Genomic DNA, 15,102 nt, shown 5'->3' on the forward strand with positions numbered 1-15,102 from the left:
AGACTTCTGACCGGTCCTGCTCCGGACCCCGACCGCTCTGGCAAAGGACCTCCGCTTGGCCGACAAGTCCGTGACCCCGCTCCTCGACACCGTCGCCTCTCCGGCCGATCTGCGCGCCTTGCCGCGCGAGGACCTGCGCCAGTTGGCCGACGAATTGCGGGCGGAGATGATCGATGCCGTGTCGGTCACCGGCGGGCATCTTGGCGCCGGTTTGGGCGTGGTGGAACTGACGGTCGCGCTGCATGCCGTGTTCTATACGCCGCATGACCGCATCATCTGGGACGTGGGGCATCAGGCCTATCCCCACAAGATCCTGACCGGCCGTCGTGACCGTATCCGCACCCTGCGCCAGAAGGACGGCCTCTCCGGTTTCACCCGCCGCGCCGAGAGCGAGTATGACCCCTTCGGCGCCGGCCACTCCTCGACGTCGATCTCCGCCGGCCTCGGCATGGCTGTGGCCAGCGAATTGCTCGAGCAGAAGCGCAATGTGATCGCCGTCATCGGCGACGGCGCCATGTCGGCGGGCATGGCCTATGAAGCGATGAACAATGCCGGTGCCATGGATGCGCGGCTGATCGTGATCCTCAACGACAACGACATGTCCATAGCGCCGCCCACCGGCGCCCTGCGCACCTATCTGGCCCGGCTGGTCTCCGGTCCCGTCTATCGCGGCACCCGCGAGGCGGCCAAGACGGTGGTCAGCAAGCTGCCCTCGTTCCTCCACGAGCCGGCGAGAAAGACCGAGGAATTTGCCCGTTCCTTCTTTACCGGCGGCACGCTGTTCGAAGAGCTGGGGTTTTACTATGTCGGTCCGGTAGACGGCCATGACCTCGACAACCTGGTGCCTATCCTCGAAAACGTCCGCGACGCCGATGCTGGGCCCATCCTCATTCACCTGGTGACCCAGAAGGGCAAGGGCTATGCCCCGGCCGAGAGTTCGGCCGACAAGTACCATGGCGTGTCCAAGTTCAACGTCATCACCGGTGCGCAGGCCAAGGCGCAGTCCAACGCCCCCTCCTATACCAGCGTCTTTGCCGAGACGCTGATCCAGGAGGCCAATGACGATCCGCGCATCGTGGCGGTGACCGCCGCCATGCCGACAGGCACAGGGCTGGACAAGTTCGCCCAGGTGCATCCGAGCCGCATCTTCGACGTCGGCATTGCCGAGCAGCATGCGGTGACATTTGCCGCCGGCATGGCCAGCGAAGGCATGCGCCCGTTCTGCGCCATCTACTCGACCTTTCTCCAGCGTGCCTATGACCAGGTGATCCACGACGTGGCGATCCAGCACCTGCCGGTGCGCTTCGCCATCGATCGGGCCGGCTTCGTGGGCGCCGACGGCCCCACCCATGCCGGCAACTATGATGCCGCCTATCTTGGTGCTATTCCGGGCCTGGTGCAGATGGCGGCCAGCGACGAGGCCGAACTGCGCCACATGGTGGCGACGGCTGCCGCTTATGACCAGGGTCCGATCGCCTTCCGCTATCCGCGCGGTGACGGGCTGGGCGTTGACATGCCGGCGCGTGGCGAACCTTTGGTCATTGGCAAGGGCCGGATCGTGCGCCAGGGCGCGACCATTGCCATCCTGAGCTATGGCACCCGCCTTGGTGAAGTCCTCGCCGCCGCCGACAAGCTGGCGGCTTTGGGCCTCAACCCGACCATCGCCGATGCGCGCTTCCTCAAGCCGCTCGACGAAGAACTGATCGCGCAGCTCGCGACCACCCATGACGTGCTGCTCACGACCGAGGAAGGCTCGATTGGTGGCTTCGGCAGCCATGTCGCGACCTTCCTGGCCAGCAACGGCCTGCTCGATGGCAAGCTCCGCTTCCGCCCGCTGATGATCCCGGACCGCTTCGACGAGCATGCCAGCCAGGCGGACATGTATGCCGCCGCAGGGCTGGATCGCGCCGGCATTGTCGCCACGGCGCTGACTACCCTGGGTTACGATGAGGCCGCCAAGGCCAAGGCGCTGAACCAGCTCAGCTAACCTGTTTCCTGCTTAGACAAAAAGCCCGCGGATCGCTCCGCGGGCTTTTTTTGGGCAACGTGTCGCCCCTACTTCCAGGTGAAGGCGCGTGTCACGGCATAGTTGAACACCGAGCTCATGACCGCGCCGGCGAGACCGGCTACAAAGGTCTGCTGATCCCAGGCATAGATGGCGCTGGCCACCGAAATATTGGCCACCCCGCCCAGAGCGCAGATGGCAAAAAAGCTCAGGAGCCCGGTGATGAGGCGCTTGCCGCGCAGCTTGCGGTCCGAATAGGTCAGGTTGTTGTTGAGGAAGAAGTTCCAGGTCATCGCGATCAGCGTTGCCGCGATCTGCGACACCACAAATCCCTGCGCCAGCACGGAGGTGAAGAGGCCCAGGGTCAGCAGGTGCACGACCACACCGGTACCGCCGACAAGACCAAACAGGAGGAAGCTCGGCGGCAGTGCCCCGCCGGTGAGCTTGGACAGCCAGAGGCCGAGATACTGGATGACCACCAACGGACTCATCTTGCTCTCGCCCGCATGGCGCTGCCGGAAGGTATAGCCCACCTCGGCGGTCTTGAGCGGCGTGCCCATGCGCGCCGAGGTCACGATGAGGTCAATGAGGATCTTGAACCCGTCGCTGGCAAGCTTCGGCGCGGCCTTGAGCGCCGCCTCGCGGCGGATCAGGAAGAAGCCGCTCATCGGGTCGCTTACCGCCTGCCCTGCAATCATGCCCGCAAGCTTGTTGGCGAAGTTGCTGCCCGAAAGGCGCGTGGCGCTGAGCCCGTTGCCGGCCGAACCGCCCTCGGCAAAGCGCGAGCCAACCACGAGATCGGCGCCAGCCACTGCCTTTTCCAGCATGACGGGCAGGATGGTTTCGTCATGCTGGAGGTCACCGTCAATCACCGCCACATAGGGTGCAGAGGTGACGGCCATGCCTTCGACGCACGCCGAAGCCAGGCCGCGCCGGCCGAATCGGCGCAGGCAGCGGATATTGGCATAGACGCGGCTGAGTTCATTGACGAGGTCGGCCGTGCCATCGGGGCTGTCGTCGTCCACGACGATCATTTCCCAAGGCGTGCCGCTCAGGGCCAGCGCCACTTTCTCGTACAGCAACTCGATATTGTCCCGCTCGTTGTAGCTGGGAACGATCACGGCCAGCTGGGGCGGGTGGTAGCTGACGGGCTGCTGGATGGCGGAAGTGGTTGTGGTCGGGCCGATCGACATAGATGGGGAACTCGGTTGCACAAAGCCATTACAGGCAGCCGCTACAAAGCATAAGCCTGTCATAAGGTTGCACGCGTTCCTGCCATGGCTGCCTTGCACTGCTTGCAGGTGTGCGCCAACCTCGTTTATGCCAATCAGCAGCCTTGGCACAATTCGGGAGGGGCCGTGTATCAGCCTAGCGTCGATGGCCAGCAGGATCGGCTCACGCGTTTCGTCCTGCTGTTGCCGCTCCTGTTCGTGCTGACTGGCACGCTGATCCGCTTCCTTGCCTTCCGCTATCATCAGCCCGACACGCCCTGGACCGAGTATTTCGGCGCCATGTGCCGCTGGGACTGCATCTGGTACGTCAATCTGGCGGAAGACGGGTATAGCCGCTTTCCGGTGCCCGATCGCGTGGCGGCGGCCAACTGGGCCTTCTTCCCCTTCTATCCCATCCTGGTGGGTGCCCTGGGCAAGCTGCTGCCCATCCCAACGATCGTTCTTGCGAGCCTCATGTCCATCGTGACCGCCTACGTGGCGGTGGTCGTGGCTTGGCCGCTGCTGGGGCGTAGTCGCCGTGCCTATGCGCTTTATGCCGCCTTCATCCTCAGCGGCCCGATCTCGATCTACTTCACCACCTTCTTCACCGAAGTGATGTTCGTCCTCCTGACCACGCTGGTCTTCCGCTTTCTTGGCCGCAGCAACTATCTGGGTGCCGCGACTGCGGCAGCCCTCCTCTCGGGCACCCGCATCATCGGCGTCTTTGTGTCGCTGTCCCTTGGGCTGCAGGCGCTGCTGGATCGGCGGCGCACCACAGGTTCGTGGCGCGGCTGGCTGCCGGGCCTGCTGGGGCAGCCCAAGCTGGTCCTTGCTGTCTTCCTCTCCCCGCTCGGGCTCTTTCTCTATATCGCCTTTCTCCATTACTGGATCGGCGATGGCCTGGCCTTCAGCCATGTCCAGCGCGCCTGGGCGCGGCAGGTCGGCAATCCCTTCGGCTATCTCTGGCAAGGGCTGACGGCTTGGTCGACGACGCCGGGGCAGTGGTTGACCCACTCGCAGGTCCTTGCGCTTTCGGCTGTCGCCGGCCTGGCGCTCACCGCGGTTCTTGGCTGGCGCCGGCAATGGCCTGCCGCGCTGTTTGCACTGCTCGCGATCCTCATCCCGCTCGCCGCGGGCCTTGCTTCCATGCTGCGCTTCATGGTGGCGATGGCGCCGCTCACCATCACCCTGATGACGCTGCTGGCGCGCTGGCGCTGGCTGTTCGCCCTGAGCCTCGTGACCCTGCTGGTCAGCGCCTGGTTTGTCACCCTAGCCTGGTTCGGAGGCAATCTTGCGCTTGTTTGACCGCAGCCCCATTGCTTTTGGCGCCTATGGCTTGGCGGCGCTGCTGGCCGTGTTCGAATTGGCCGTGCTGTTGCAGGCGCTTCATCCGCAGGTGTCGGACAACTACCGCGCCTATTACATCGACCGCACTAATACCTGCCTCAGCCAGCCGGTGACCGGCGAATATACCCTGGGCACCGAGATCAATTTCCGCTCGGGCGGCCCGAACACGCGTGAACTACGGCCATGCGGCTGGGACGGTCCGGCGGGCGATGGCATGCACTCCATCGGCGAGACCTCGCGCCTCCTGTTTGACGTGGGTGCCGCCCAACCCTTGTCGCTGATGCTTGAGCTGACCGGCGTCAGCCTCGAAGGTCCGCCGGTGCAACATGTCGACGTCTCGGCCAATGGAGTGGCACTTGGCACGCTCGAAGTCACGCCCGGACGCACCGATCGCTTCACCACCGCCGTACCGGCCGCAGTTATCGACGGCGCAGGCAAGCTTACGATTCAGCTCGACTTCCCCGACGCCATCGACCCAAGCAAGGGCCGCGTCTCTAATACCCACTGGCGTGCGGTAAAGCTCAGCGCCGCCAGTGTCACGCCGACATCCAAATAGAAACGCCCGGCGCTGGGCCGGGCGTTTGCTTGAACTCGAGTAGCTGCGGGCGCGGCTCAGTCTTCCGGCGGCGCTTCCACCATGCCGAGGGCCGCCATGTAGAGCTCAAGGATGGCCTCCTGCTCGGCGCGCTCGTTGGCATCCTGCTTGCGGATGGAGACGATCTTGCGCAGGATCTTGGTGTCGAAGCCATTGCCCTTGGCTTCGGCATAGATTTCCTTGATGTCGGCGGCAATGGCGGCTTTTTCTTCTTCCATGCGCTCGATGCGCTCGATGAAAGCCCGCAACTGATCCTGGGCGACGCTGTCTTCGACGGCCATGGCACTTCCTTTTCGTTTGCTGCCGACCTTCAATCGCACAAGGCTCCGCCATTCAACCCCTTTTGAATCCAATCCACATCACGGCAGCTTGCGATATCCTCAATTCGCCCCAAACAGGCCATTAGCCATTGACCAACGCTTCCCCATAAGGTCAAAGAAGGCACGTTTTCCCGATGATCGCTGGCACCAGATTGCACAAAACCCGTCTCGGCATGACCCTGATCGGCGCCTTGTCCGGCAGTCTGGCCTTTTTCGTCGTACCGGCGCATGCCGACCTGCGCATCTGCAACGAAACCACCAACATGGTTTCGGTGGCGCTGGGCTATCGGGCAGAGCGCGGCTGGATGAGCGAAGGCTGGTGGCAGGCCCCTCCGGGCGATTGCCGCGTGCTTTACCAGGGCGACCTCGAGCGCCGCTTCTATTATCTCTTTGCGGTGGACGACATCGGCGGCGGCGCCTGGGACGGCTCCGTCTTCATGTGCACCCGTGACGAAACCTTCACAATATTCGGGGTTGAGGATTGCCTCGCCCGCGGCTATGAGCGCACCGGTTTCTTTGAAATCGATACCCAGAACCGAACCGATTGGACTTTGCAGCTGACCGAGAATGCTGCAGGGCCTGCAGTGGTTGGTCCTGACGGCAGCGAAGACCTCGAAGACCCAACATTTCTTGTCGATCCCGACGACGTCACCATCGACGCGCCCGAGACCGGCACAACGACGCCAGGAACGGAAACGCAATGAGACGTATGAGACGCGCGAAGATCCTCGCCACGCTCGGGCCCGCCAGCCAGGACGAAAAGATGATCGAGGAACTGGCCAAGGCCGGTGCCGACGTCTTCCGCATCAACATGAGCCATGCCAGCCACGACCTGCTCAAGCAGACCGTGGAACGCATACGCAATGTCGAGAAGCGCCTCAATCATCCTTTGGGCGTATTGGTCGACCTCCAGGGTCCCAAGCTGCGCGTGTGGAAATTCGCCGAAGGCTCGATCAACCTCGTTGCCGGCCAGAAGTTCACGCTCGACAGCGACAAGAACGACAACGGCAATATCGACCGGGTCTACCTGCCCCATCCCGAGATCATCGAAAGCGTCTCTGTGGGTGATCGCCTGCTGCTGGACGACGGCAAGCTGCAGCTCAAGGCCACCAAGGTTGGCAATGGCGCCATCGAGACCGAGGTCGTCTATGGCGGCAAGCTCTCGGACAAGAAGGGCGTTTCCCTGCCCGATACGCTGCTGCCCACCGGTGCGCTGACCGAGAAGGACCATGCCGACCTCTTGGCGGGCCTGGCCGTCGATGCCGACTGGATTGCGCTCAGCTTCGTGCAGCGCCCCGAGGACATCATCGACGTCCGCAAGATCGTCCAGGGCCGTGCCGGCGTCATGGCCAAGATCGAGAAGCCGCAGGCCATCGATCGCCTCGAGGAAATCGTCAAGCTCTGCGACGCCATCATGGTGGCCCGCGGCGACCTGGGCGTCGAGCTGCCGCTCGAGACCGTGCCGGGCCTGCAGAAGCGCATGATCCGCATGTGCCGCCGCTATGGCAAGCCGGTAGTGGTCGCCACGCAGATGCTGGAATCCATGATCACCTCGCCGGTCCCGACCCGCGCCGAAGTGTCGGACGTTTCCATTGCCGTGTTCGAAGGCGCCGACGCCATCATGCTGTCGGCGGAATCCGCCTCGGGCCAGTATCCGGTGGAAGCGGTCTCGACCATGAACAAGGTGGCCGTGGCCGTGGAAGGCGACGCCAACTACCGCAACATCATCCGTGCCGCCCAGACCGAGCCGGAAGCGACCGCAGCCGACGCCATCTCGGCGGCGACACGCCAGGTAGCGGAGACGCTCGATCTGGCAGCGATCGTGACCTACACCGCCTCAGGCTCCACCGGCATCCGTGCCGCCCGCGAACGGCCCTCCAAGCCCATCATCGTCCTTTCGCCCAACCAGCGCACCATCCGCCGCATGTCGGTGGTCTGGGGCGTCCACTGCGTACAGACCGAGGATGCCGTGTCGCTCGAGGATATGGTCGATCGCGCCTGCGTCATCGCCTACCAGGAGGGCTTTGCCCGCCCCGGCGACCGTATCGCCATCACCGCCGGCATTCCGCTGGGCACGCCGGGCGCCACCAACATGCTGCGCATCGCCTTTGTCCGCCAGGACGGCGCTGGCTCGAGTTGAGGGCTCTCGCACTGCAGAAATGAAAAGGCCCGCGCGAGCGGGCCTTTTATTTAGCGGCGGAAGATCCGGTCGGCGATCCGGCTATTGGTGCCGGCCGCCATGCCGGGGATCAGGAGTGCATCGATCAACCACCAGAGGCCCGGGATGAACCAGAGAAAACTCAGGACGCCGAAGGTCACCAGCGTCAGCAGCAACGTCACGCCCGACAGGGCCAGCATGATGAAGCCGCTCAGCGGCCGGCCTAGGTAGAAGCGGTGGGCGCCCACATAGCCCAGAAAAAACCACAGTACATAAGCTGCGATCAGTGACTTCTTCTCGATATCGTATTGGGCCGAAGTTCGGTCCATGGTCATGGGCATTGTCTCCTTGGTCGATACAGCAAATGGTATCGATCTGCCCCGGTTCAAGACCGATGGCTCGCTAGGAGCGGTTGCGGGCTTCGAGGAGGCTCTTGAGCGCCAGGAAATCGGTCTGGATCCATTCCAGCGTCGAGGCGAACTGGTCATCGTCCATGTCGCCGCGCTGAAAGAAGGTGAAGATCAGTTCGGTGCCCCCTTCATTGGGCACGGCGCGCATTGGTGTGGTGAGCAATTCCCCGCCGGGCATGAAGATGGTGTGATCGAGCACGCCGAAATTGTTGGGCGGGGTGAAGCGGAAGTGCCGCGGACCGGCCGGGGTCATTCCTTCCCAATCGCCATTGGGCAGGGGCCGGAACGTGCCCCCTTCCACCGCCGCCCAGTATTGGTAGTTCACCGGCTGGGCAAGGTAGTCATAGACCTCGTCGAAGGGTCTGGCGATGGCAGTGGTCAAGGTGTGCGAGCGCCGCATGGCCGTCCTTGTTGTGCTGATGCAGAGCACAAAAACAACAAAGCCCGCTTTCGCGGGCCTTGTAAATCGTCTCGGTAGCGGCTCAGCCCTGGCGGGCCTTGAAGCGCTTGTCTACCTTGTTGATGATGTAAACCCGGCCGCGACGGCGGACGAGCTTGTTCGCGCGGTGGCGAGTCATCAGCGCCTTCAGCGAATTACGGACTTTCATCGGTCAATCCTTGAGTCAAACAAAAGGGGCGCCTAGGCGCCCGAAACTGGGCGCATACATAGGGAAAACAGCTGGGGCTGTCAACGCGCAACGCGGAGGAATTTGCCCCCTCGCCTGCCTTTCCAACAGGCGCCTGTCGGCGCCCGATTAACGCGGCATATGGAAAGCTCGATTATGCTGAGCTGGTCTTGAAAGCGGGCGGCAACATGGCAATCGAGGAAATCAGCAGGCGCGGCGTTCTGGTCGCGGATACGTCGGCGCATATGGCGTCCCTTGTGGGGGGCATGCTGCGCAGCCTTGGCCGCAAGGATATCCGCGAAGCCTATGATGCGACCAAGGCCATGTCCGAACTCCGCCGCCGCCCCTTCGACATCCTGATCATCGATGCCGACCTGGCCGAACTCGACGGCGTGGCCTTTACCCGCAAGCTCAGGGCGCTCGCGGACTGCCAGAACCGCACCATTCCCATCATCATGATGAGCGCGACGCCCGATGCCAAGCGCATCGCCGATGCCCGCGATGCCGGGGTCACCGAGTTCCTGCGCAAGCCCTTCGCCGCCAACCACCTGCAGACCCGGCTGAGCAATATCGAGCTCAATCCTCGCGGCTTCATCGAAGCGCGCAATTACAACGGCCCCGATCGTCGCCGCCGGGTGGTCGAGGTTGGCGACGAGCGCCGAGAGCATCGGGCGGGGGAATAGGTTCGGGCGGGCATGCCGGAAGCGCCGCCTGCGATGCGGTTGTCCTGGTTGTTCTACAGGGGGAGGAGCCGATCTGGGTTGGGGTTGGATCGTGCCCAGGAGTGGAGCCGCTTGCTGAGCAAGGAAGAATAGATTTCCGCCTGCGCGGGAATGACGTCGTGATTGAAAGCCTGATCTGGTGGGTGTGCTCCACCCCCACCCAGCCTCCCCCTGGGAGGGGGAGGAGCCGATCTGGGTTGGGGCGGGATCGTGCCCATGAGTGGAGCCGCCCCTCCCCTTCAGGGGGAGGTTGGGAGAAGGCGGGCTGCTACGCTGCGGCTTTCCTCAGCTTGCGCCGCAGTTCGCGCCGCTCCATTTCGAGCTTGGGATCGGGCACCGGGACCGAGGCGATGAGCTTTTTGGTGTAGTCGTGCTGGGGGTTCATCACCACCTGCTCGGCCTCGCCGATCTCAACCACTTCACCAAAATAGAGCACCATGACGCGCTGCGCGATGTGGCGCACCACGGCGATGTCGTGGGAGATGAAGAGCAGCGAAATGCCCATCTCTTTCTGCAGGTCCATCAGGAGGTTGATGACCTGGGCCCGGATCGAGACGTCGAGCGCTGAAACCGCCTCGTCGCAGACCACGAGCTTGGGCCTTGTGATCAGCGCCCGCGCAATGCCGATGCGCTGGCACTGCCCGCCGGAAAACTCGTGCGGATACTTGTTGATCATATCGGCGGTAAGACCGACCTTTTCCATCATCTCGATCACGCGCGCCGTGCGCTCGGTCTTGTTGATCTCGGGATAATGGATCTGCAGCGGCTCGGCGATGATGGCGCCCGCGGTCATGCGTGGGTTGAGCGAGGCCAGCGGGTCCTGGAACACCATCTGCACATCCTTGCGCAGGGCGACCAGTTCCTTGGGCGACATTTTCTGGATATCGCGGCCGAGCCAGATGGATTCGCCGCTGCTGGCCTGCAGCATGCGGATCACGGCGCGTGACAGAGTCGACTTGCCGCAGCCGCTTTCGCCCACAATTCCCAGCGTCTCGCCCTGGTAGAGATCGAAGGACACATTCTTGACGGCGCGCAACACCTTGCGCCCGCCGAAGAGGCCACCGGAGGGAATGGTGAACTCGACCGAAAGATCGCGCACCTTGAGGATGGGTTCAGCCTGGTTCATGCTTCGCGCGCTCCAACCATGAAGTCATAGGAGACCGTGGACAGGCGATCGACCTTCTGGTCGAGCCGCGGCACGGCGGCGAGCAGGCCTTGCGTATAGGGATGCTCGGGATTGGCGAAGAGATCGAGCGTCTTGCGATATTCCATGACGCGGCCGCCAAACATCACCAGCGTGTCCTCGCAGCTGCCCGCCACGATGCCCAAGTCGTGGGTGATGAGGATGATGGCGGTGCCGAAATCCTCCTGCAGGTCGACCAGGAGGTCCATGATCTCGGCCTGCACGGTTACGTCCAGAGCCGTGGTCGGCTCGTCGGCGATCAAGAGCTCCGGCTGGCAGAGGAGCGACATGGCAATCATCACGCGCTGCCGCATGCCGCCGGAAAACTCGTGCGGATACATGTGGACGCGATTGCGGGCGTCCGGAATGCGCACGGCATCGAGGAACCGCACGCTTTCGGCCAAAGCGGCCTCGTGGCTCATGCCGCGATGCTTTTCGAGCACCTCGGTCATCTGCCGCGAGATGCGCAGATACGGATTGAGCGAGGTCATCGGGTCCTGGAAGATGATCCCGATGCGCTCGGCGCGATACTTGTTGATCTCGCGCAGCGGCAGGTTGAGGATTTCCTTGCCGTCGAACACCACCGAGCCGGAGGCCCGGCCATTCCTGGGCAGGAGGCCAAGGAGGGCAAAGGCGCCCTGCGTCTTGCCGGAGCCGCTTTCGCCCACGATGGCGAGGGTGCGGCCCTTTTCAAGCGTATAGGACAGGTCACGAACGGCATGGACCACGCCATCCTGGGTCTGGAAATCGACCTTGAGGTTCTTGACTTCGAGCAGTGCCATATCAGCGATCCTTGGGGTCGAGCGCGTCGCGCAAGCCATCGCCGATATAGGTGAGGCATAGCAGCAGGGTAACCAGCACCACGGCTGGTCCGATCAGCATCCAGGGCAGCGTCTCGGCCACCGGGGCGCCAAAGGAGATCAGCGTGCCCAGCGACGTCTGCGGCTCCTGCACGCCCAGGCCCAGATAGGAGAGGAACGACTCGGTCAGGATGATTTCGGGGATGGTGAGGGTTGCATAGATCACCACCGGCCCGGTGAGATTGGGGACGATGTGGCGGAAGATGATGGCCCAGGACGAGGCGCCGCTGGCGCGGGCCGCCTCGATGAATTCCCGCTCCTTGATGGAGAGCGTCTGTCCGCGCACAATGCGGGCCATGGTCAGCCATTCGAGGCACCCGATGCCGACAAAGAGCAGTACCGGATTGCGCCCGAAGATCACCACGAGGATGATGACGAACAAGATATAGGGCAGCGCATACATGATATCGACGAAGCGCATCATGACCGCGTCGACCTTGCCGCCGAAATAGCCGGCAATGGCACCATAGACCACGCCGATGATCACCGAGACGAGCGTGGCCACGGCCGCCACGATCAGGCTCATCTGGGTACCCTGCATGATCCGGGCCAGCATGTCGCGCCCGTTCTGGTCGGTGCCGGCAAAGTGCCCCGCCTCGAAGTTGGGTGGCTTGCGAATGCCGCTCCAGTCGATCTTGTCGTAGCTCCAGGGGAGGAGATAGGGCCCCAGGAAGGCGAAGAGCACGATGAAGATGACGACCGCGATCGAGAGCAGTGCCGCCTTGTTGCGCGCCAGGCGCCACATGGCGTCCTGCGTCAGCGAGCGGCCCTTGGGCGCGTCCAGCGTTTCAAGCTTGCGCGCATATTCGGTGAGGACGGCGTCCTTGCCCGTTATTCCGGCCATCAGTGGTACCTCACCTTGGGATCGAGCCAGGCATAGACGATGTCGACGATGAGGTTCACGGCGAGAATGATGAACATGTAGAGAATGGTCGTCCCCAGCACGAGGCCGTAGTCGCGGTTGAGCGCGGCGCTGATGAAATACTTGCCGATGCCGGGAAGCGCGAAGATCTGCTCCACCACCAGGGACCCGGTGAGCAGATAGCTCAGCCCCGGTCCCAGATAGGAGACCACCGGCAGGAGTGCCGGCTTGATGGCGTGGCGGGCGAGGATCAGCCGCTGCCCCAGGCCCTTGGCCCGCGCGGTGCGGATATAGTTGGTGCCGAGCACCTCGATCATGGAGCCGCGCATCAGCCGCGCGGTACGGCCCGCATGGGGGAGGACGAGGACGGTGACGGGCAGGACCAGGTGGGCCAGCGAGCCGTTCTGCCAGCCACCGGCCGGGAACCAGTCGAGATAGACGCCGAAGACCAGCTGGAGGATCGCGGCCATCAGGAAGTTGGGCACAACGAGGCCCACCATGACCAGCAGGACCAGGATATAATCGGGCAGCTTGTTCTGGTTGACGGCAGAAAGCGCGCCGGCGACGAGGCCGACAATGGTGCCGATGATGAAGGCGGTGAAGCCCAGCATCAGCGTGAAGGGCAGGCCGATCCACAACATCTCGGCGACGGTGAAGTCGTTGTAGACCATGGAGGGGCCGAAATCGCCCTGCAGCAGCCGCCAGACATAAAGGAAATATTGCTGGATCAGCGGCAGGTCGAGATTGTAGTGAGCGCGCAGATTGGCCAGCGTGGTGGGCGGCAGCGCGCGTTCCCCGTCAAACGGGCCGCCTGGTGCCAGGCGCAGGATAAAGAAACATGCGGTAACGGCAATCAGTGCGATCGGGATGGCCGACAGCACGCGCCGCGAAACATATCCAAACATGGGGTCCGGACCTTTCAGCTCCACCGCGTCGCTGCGTCACGCGCCGACCGGGAGGAAACAAATACGGCGCCGCCCCTCCCAAGGGGCGACGCCGCGCGATTGTGTGCCCTTATTCGGACTTGCTCAGCCAGCGCGTCCGGTGAATGTCCGAAGCGTTGTTGACAAAGCCGGTGACGGTGGGGGCGACCACGTTCTGGGCGATGTAGTTGTAGATCGGGATGGCGGCATATTCGTCCATGGCGATCTTTTCGGCCTGGCCAAGCAGCTTGGCACGGGCAGCAAGGTCGATTTCGGTGGTCGCCTGATCCATCAGGGCTTCGAACTCGTCATTGCTGTAGCGGCCGTAGTTGTTGCCCCAATTCATAGTGCCGTCCTGCTCCACGCCTTGGCGCAGGAGGTCGAGCGTGTTGGACGGATCGGAATAGTCGAGCAGCCAGCCGGCACGGCCCACTTCGAAGTCACCGGCGCGGAGCGCATCATAGTGCACGGCGGTTTCGGAGTTGAACAGTTCCGTCTTGACGCCGATCTGCTCCCACATGGACGAAATCGCCACGGCCACGCGCTGATGGTTGTCGTTGGTGTTGTACTTGAGCTGGACCTGGAGCGGCGAGGAGGACGTGTAGCCCAGGCCTTCCATGATCGACTTGGCTTCCGCCACGCGCTCTTCGTAGGAGAGGCCGATCCATTCGGGCTGGTAGACTTCAACGCCCTCGTAGTTGGCGGTGCCCTCAGGCACCCAGCCATACATCGGCAATTCGCCGGTCCCGAGCACGTCAGGGCCGATCACGTCGCGGTTGACGGCCATCGACAGCGCCTTGCGCACGTCCGGGTTGTCGAAGGGCTCTTTTTCCTGGTTGATCACGTAGTAGTAGATGCCAAGGAACGGGGCGAAATAGTCCTGGCCCTCAAGGTTCGCGGAGATCCACTGCGCCTGATCGGACGGGATGTCGGTCAGGATGTCGTATTCGCCGGCACGGTAGCGCGACAGGGCGGCAGCAAGGTCGTCCTGGACGAAATAGTTCACTTCGTCGATCTGGACGTTTTCGGCATCCCAATAGGTCTCGGACTTCACCGACTTGATGTAGCTGCCAGGCGTCCATTCGGTGGGCGTATAGGGGCCGTTGGAAACGATGTTCTCGATCTTGGTCCAGTCATTGCCGACCTTGTCGATCACGTGCTTGGGCACGGGATAGGCGGTATAGTGTGTCAGCGCCTGGAGGAAGAACGGCGTCGGGCCTTCGAGGGTGATTTCGACCGTCTTGTCGTCGATCGCCTTCACGCCCAGCTCGTTGAAGTCGGTGACGCTGCCGTCGGCGATTTCGGAGCCGTTCTTGATCGGGAACTGCAGATAGGCGTAGTCGGAAGCGGTCTTGGGATCGAACAGGCGCTGGAAGGCAAAGACGAAGTCTTCGGCCGTTACCGGCTCGCCATCCGACCACTGGATGCCGTCACGCAGCTTGAAGGTATAGACCAGGCCGTCTTCGGAAATGGTGTGGCTCTCGGCCTGGCCGGGAATGGCTTCGGCATTGGCGTCTTCGGTCATCAGGCCTTCGAGATAGTCACCGATGATGCGGTTTTCCCAGTCGCCCGAGGCCTGGTGCGGGTCGATCGAGCCTGGCTCGGACCCGTTCATCATGTTCAGCGTCACGGCCGAGGCGGCACTCGTCATCAGCGCGGCCAGGAGGCCGGCGGTGGCAGTCGCCTTCAGGGTTTGCGTGAGTTTCATTGGCGTCCCATCTCCTTGTGGAATTTCCCGTATGTCTTCGTCCCGCGGTCATGGCGCCGCGATTACTCAGTTTCCCCCGACCGTCAGCCAGCCGGTGATTGCTGGACGGTATTACGCTCTTCCGTCCACTGACAAGCAAAACATTGACCTAAACGTCAACGACGCCAACGAT

At 63.0% G+C, this 15,102-nt stretch carries 16 protein-coding genes; 6 read left to right on the forward strand and 10 right to left on the reverse strand.

Features of this window, described 5'->3' with window-relative positions:
* The first annotated feature begins 55 nt into the window (after positions 1-55).
* On the forward strand, positions 56-1,987 hold the full coding sequence (gene dxs, locus VIL88_RS05275) for a 1-deoxy-D-xylulose-5-phosphate synthase (RefSeq protein WP_331986724.1): 1,932 nt from the start codon (positions 56-58) through the stop codon (positions 1,985-1,987).
* Positions 1,988-2,055: 68 nt separating this feature from the next.
* Here dxs and VIL88_RS05280 read toward each other — a convergent pair whose 3' ends face one another.
* Complete coding sequence (locus VIL88_RS05280; RefSeq protein WP_331986726.1) at positions 2,056-3,198, reverse strand: glycosyltransferase family 2 protein; 1,143 nt, start codon at positions 3,196-3,198, stop codon at positions 2,056-2,058.
* Between the two features lie 165 nt (positions 3,199-3,363).
* On the opposite strand from VIL88_RS05280, the gene VIL88_RS05285 reads away from it, so the two are divergent.
* Both VIL88_RS05285 and VIL88_RS05290 read left to right on the forward strand, forming a co-directional pair.
* Positions 3,364-4,521 carry a hypothetical protein gene (locus tag VIL88_RS05285; protein ID WP_331986727.1) on the forward strand — a complete coding sequence of 386 codons (1,158 nt, stop codon included), beginning with the start codon at positions 3,364-3,366 and terminating at the stop codon, positions 4,519-4,521.
* A complete protein-coding gene (locus VIL88_RS05290) occupies positions 4,508-5,119 on the forward strand; it encodes a hypothetical protein (protein WP_331986729.1) in 612 nt (203 codons plus the stop codon). Before VIL88_RS05285 ends, VIL88_RS05290 begins: the two co-directional genes overlap by 14 nt.
* 56 nt (positions 5,120-5,175) lie before the next feature.
* Here VIL88_RS05290 and VIL88_RS05295 read toward each other — a convergent pair whose 3' ends face one another.
* Positions 5,176-5,439, reverse strand: a complete 264-nt coding sequence (locus VIL88_RS05295) for a DUF2312 domain-containing protein (protein ID WP_092182999.1) — start codon at positions 5,437-5,439, stop codon at positions 5,176-5,178.
* Positions 5,440-5,630: 191 nt separating this feature from the next.
* On the opposite strand from VIL88_RS05295, the gene VIL88_RS05300 reads away from it, so the two are divergent.
* Complete coding sequence (locus VIL88_RS05300; RefSeq protein ID WP_331986733.1) at positions 5,631-6,182, forward strand: DUF1036 domain-containing protein; 552 nt, start codon at positions 5,631-5,633, stop codon at positions 6,180-6,182.
* Entirely contained in the window at positions 6,179-7,618 is a 1,440-nt protein-coding gene (pyk, locus tag VIL88_RS05305; RefSeq protein WP_331986734.1) for a pyruvate kinase, read from the forward strand. The genes VIL88_RS05300 and pyk overlap by 4 nt, the downstream gene beginning before the upstream one ends.
* A gap of 50 nt (positions 7,619-7,668) precedes the next feature.
* On the opposite strand, the gene VIL88_RS05310 is transcribed toward pyk, so the two are convergent.
* The 3 genes from VIL88_RS05310 to ykgO all read right to left on the reverse strand — a co-directional run bounded on the left by VIL88_RS05310 (position 7,669) and on the right by ykgO (position 8,654).
* Entirely contained in the window at positions 7,669-7,971 is a 303-nt protein-coding gene (locus VIL88_RS05310) for a TM2 domain-containing protein (protein WP_331986736.1), read from the reverse strand.
* 67 nt (positions 7,972-8,038) lie between these two features.
* Positions 8,039-8,446 (reverse strand): hypothetical protein, encoded by a 408-nt coding sequence (locus VIL88_RS05315; protein ID WP_331986737.1) that lies wholly within the window; start codon positions 8,444-8,446, stop codon positions 8,039-8,041.
* 82 nt (positions 8,447-8,528) lie between these two features.
* Entirely contained in the window at positions 8,529-8,654 is a 126-nt protein-coding gene (gene ykgO, locus VIL88_RS05320) for a type B 50S ribosomal protein L36 (RefSeq protein WP_046139985.1), read from the reverse strand.
* A gap of 206 nt (positions 8,655-8,860) precedes the next feature.
* Between ykgO and VIL88_RS05325 the strand changes: the two genes are divergently transcribed.
* Positions 8,861-9,355 carry a response regulator gene (locus VIL88_RS05325; protein WP_331986741.1) on the forward strand — a complete coding sequence of 165 codons (495 nt, stop codon included), beginning with the start codon at positions 8,861-8,863 and terminating at the stop codon, positions 9,353-9,355.
* Between the two features lie 307 nt (positions 9,356-9,662).
* Here VIL88_RS05325 and VIL88_RS05330 read toward each other — a convergent pair whose 3' ends face one another.
* From VIL88_RS05330 to VIL88_RS05350, 5 genes are all read right to left on the reverse strand, one after another.
* The gene (locus tag VIL88_RS05330) at positions 9,663-10,520 is read right to left on the reverse strand and encodes an ABC transporter ATP-binding protein (protein WP_331986743.1); all 858 of its coding nucleotides are present in this window, start codon (positions 10,518-10,520) and stop codon (positions 9,663-9,665) included.
* Positions 10,517-11,359, reverse strand: coding sequence for an ATP-binding cassette domain-containing protein (locus VIL88_RS05335; protein ID WP_331986744.1), 843 nt, complete (start codon positions 11,357-11,359; stop codon positions 10,517-10,519). Before VIL88_RS05335 ends, VIL88_RS05330 begins: the two co-directional genes overlap by 4 nt.
* A 1-nt stretch (position 11,360) precedes the next feature.
* The gene (locus VIL88_RS05340) at positions 11,361-12,281 is read right to left on the reverse strand and encodes an ABC transporter permease (RefSeq protein ID WP_331986745.1); all 921 of its coding nucleotides are present in this window, start codon (positions 12,279-12,281) and stop codon (positions 11,361-11,363) included.
* Positions 12,281-13,204: an ABC transporter permease subunit gene (locus VIL88_RS05345; RefSeq protein ID WP_331986747.1), complete on the reverse strand. Its 924-nt coding sequence runs from the start codon at positions 13,202-13,204 to the stop codon at positions 12,281-12,283. The genes VIL88_RS05340 and VIL88_RS05345 overlap by 1 nt, the downstream gene beginning before the upstream one ends.
* A 109-nt stretch (positions 13,205-13,313) precedes the next feature.
* Complete coding sequence (locus VIL88_RS05350) at positions 13,314-14,930, reverse strand: peptide ABC transporter substrate-binding protein (RefSeq protein WP_331986749.1); 1,617 nt, start codon at positions 14,928-14,930, stop codon at positions 13,314-13,316.
* Positions 14,931-15,102: the final 172 nt, after the last annotated feature.

This window comes from Devosia sp. (assembly GCF_036563435.1).
Classification (GTDB): domain Bacteria; phylum Pseudomonadota; class Alphaproteobacteria; order Rhizobiales; family Devosiaceae; genus Devosia.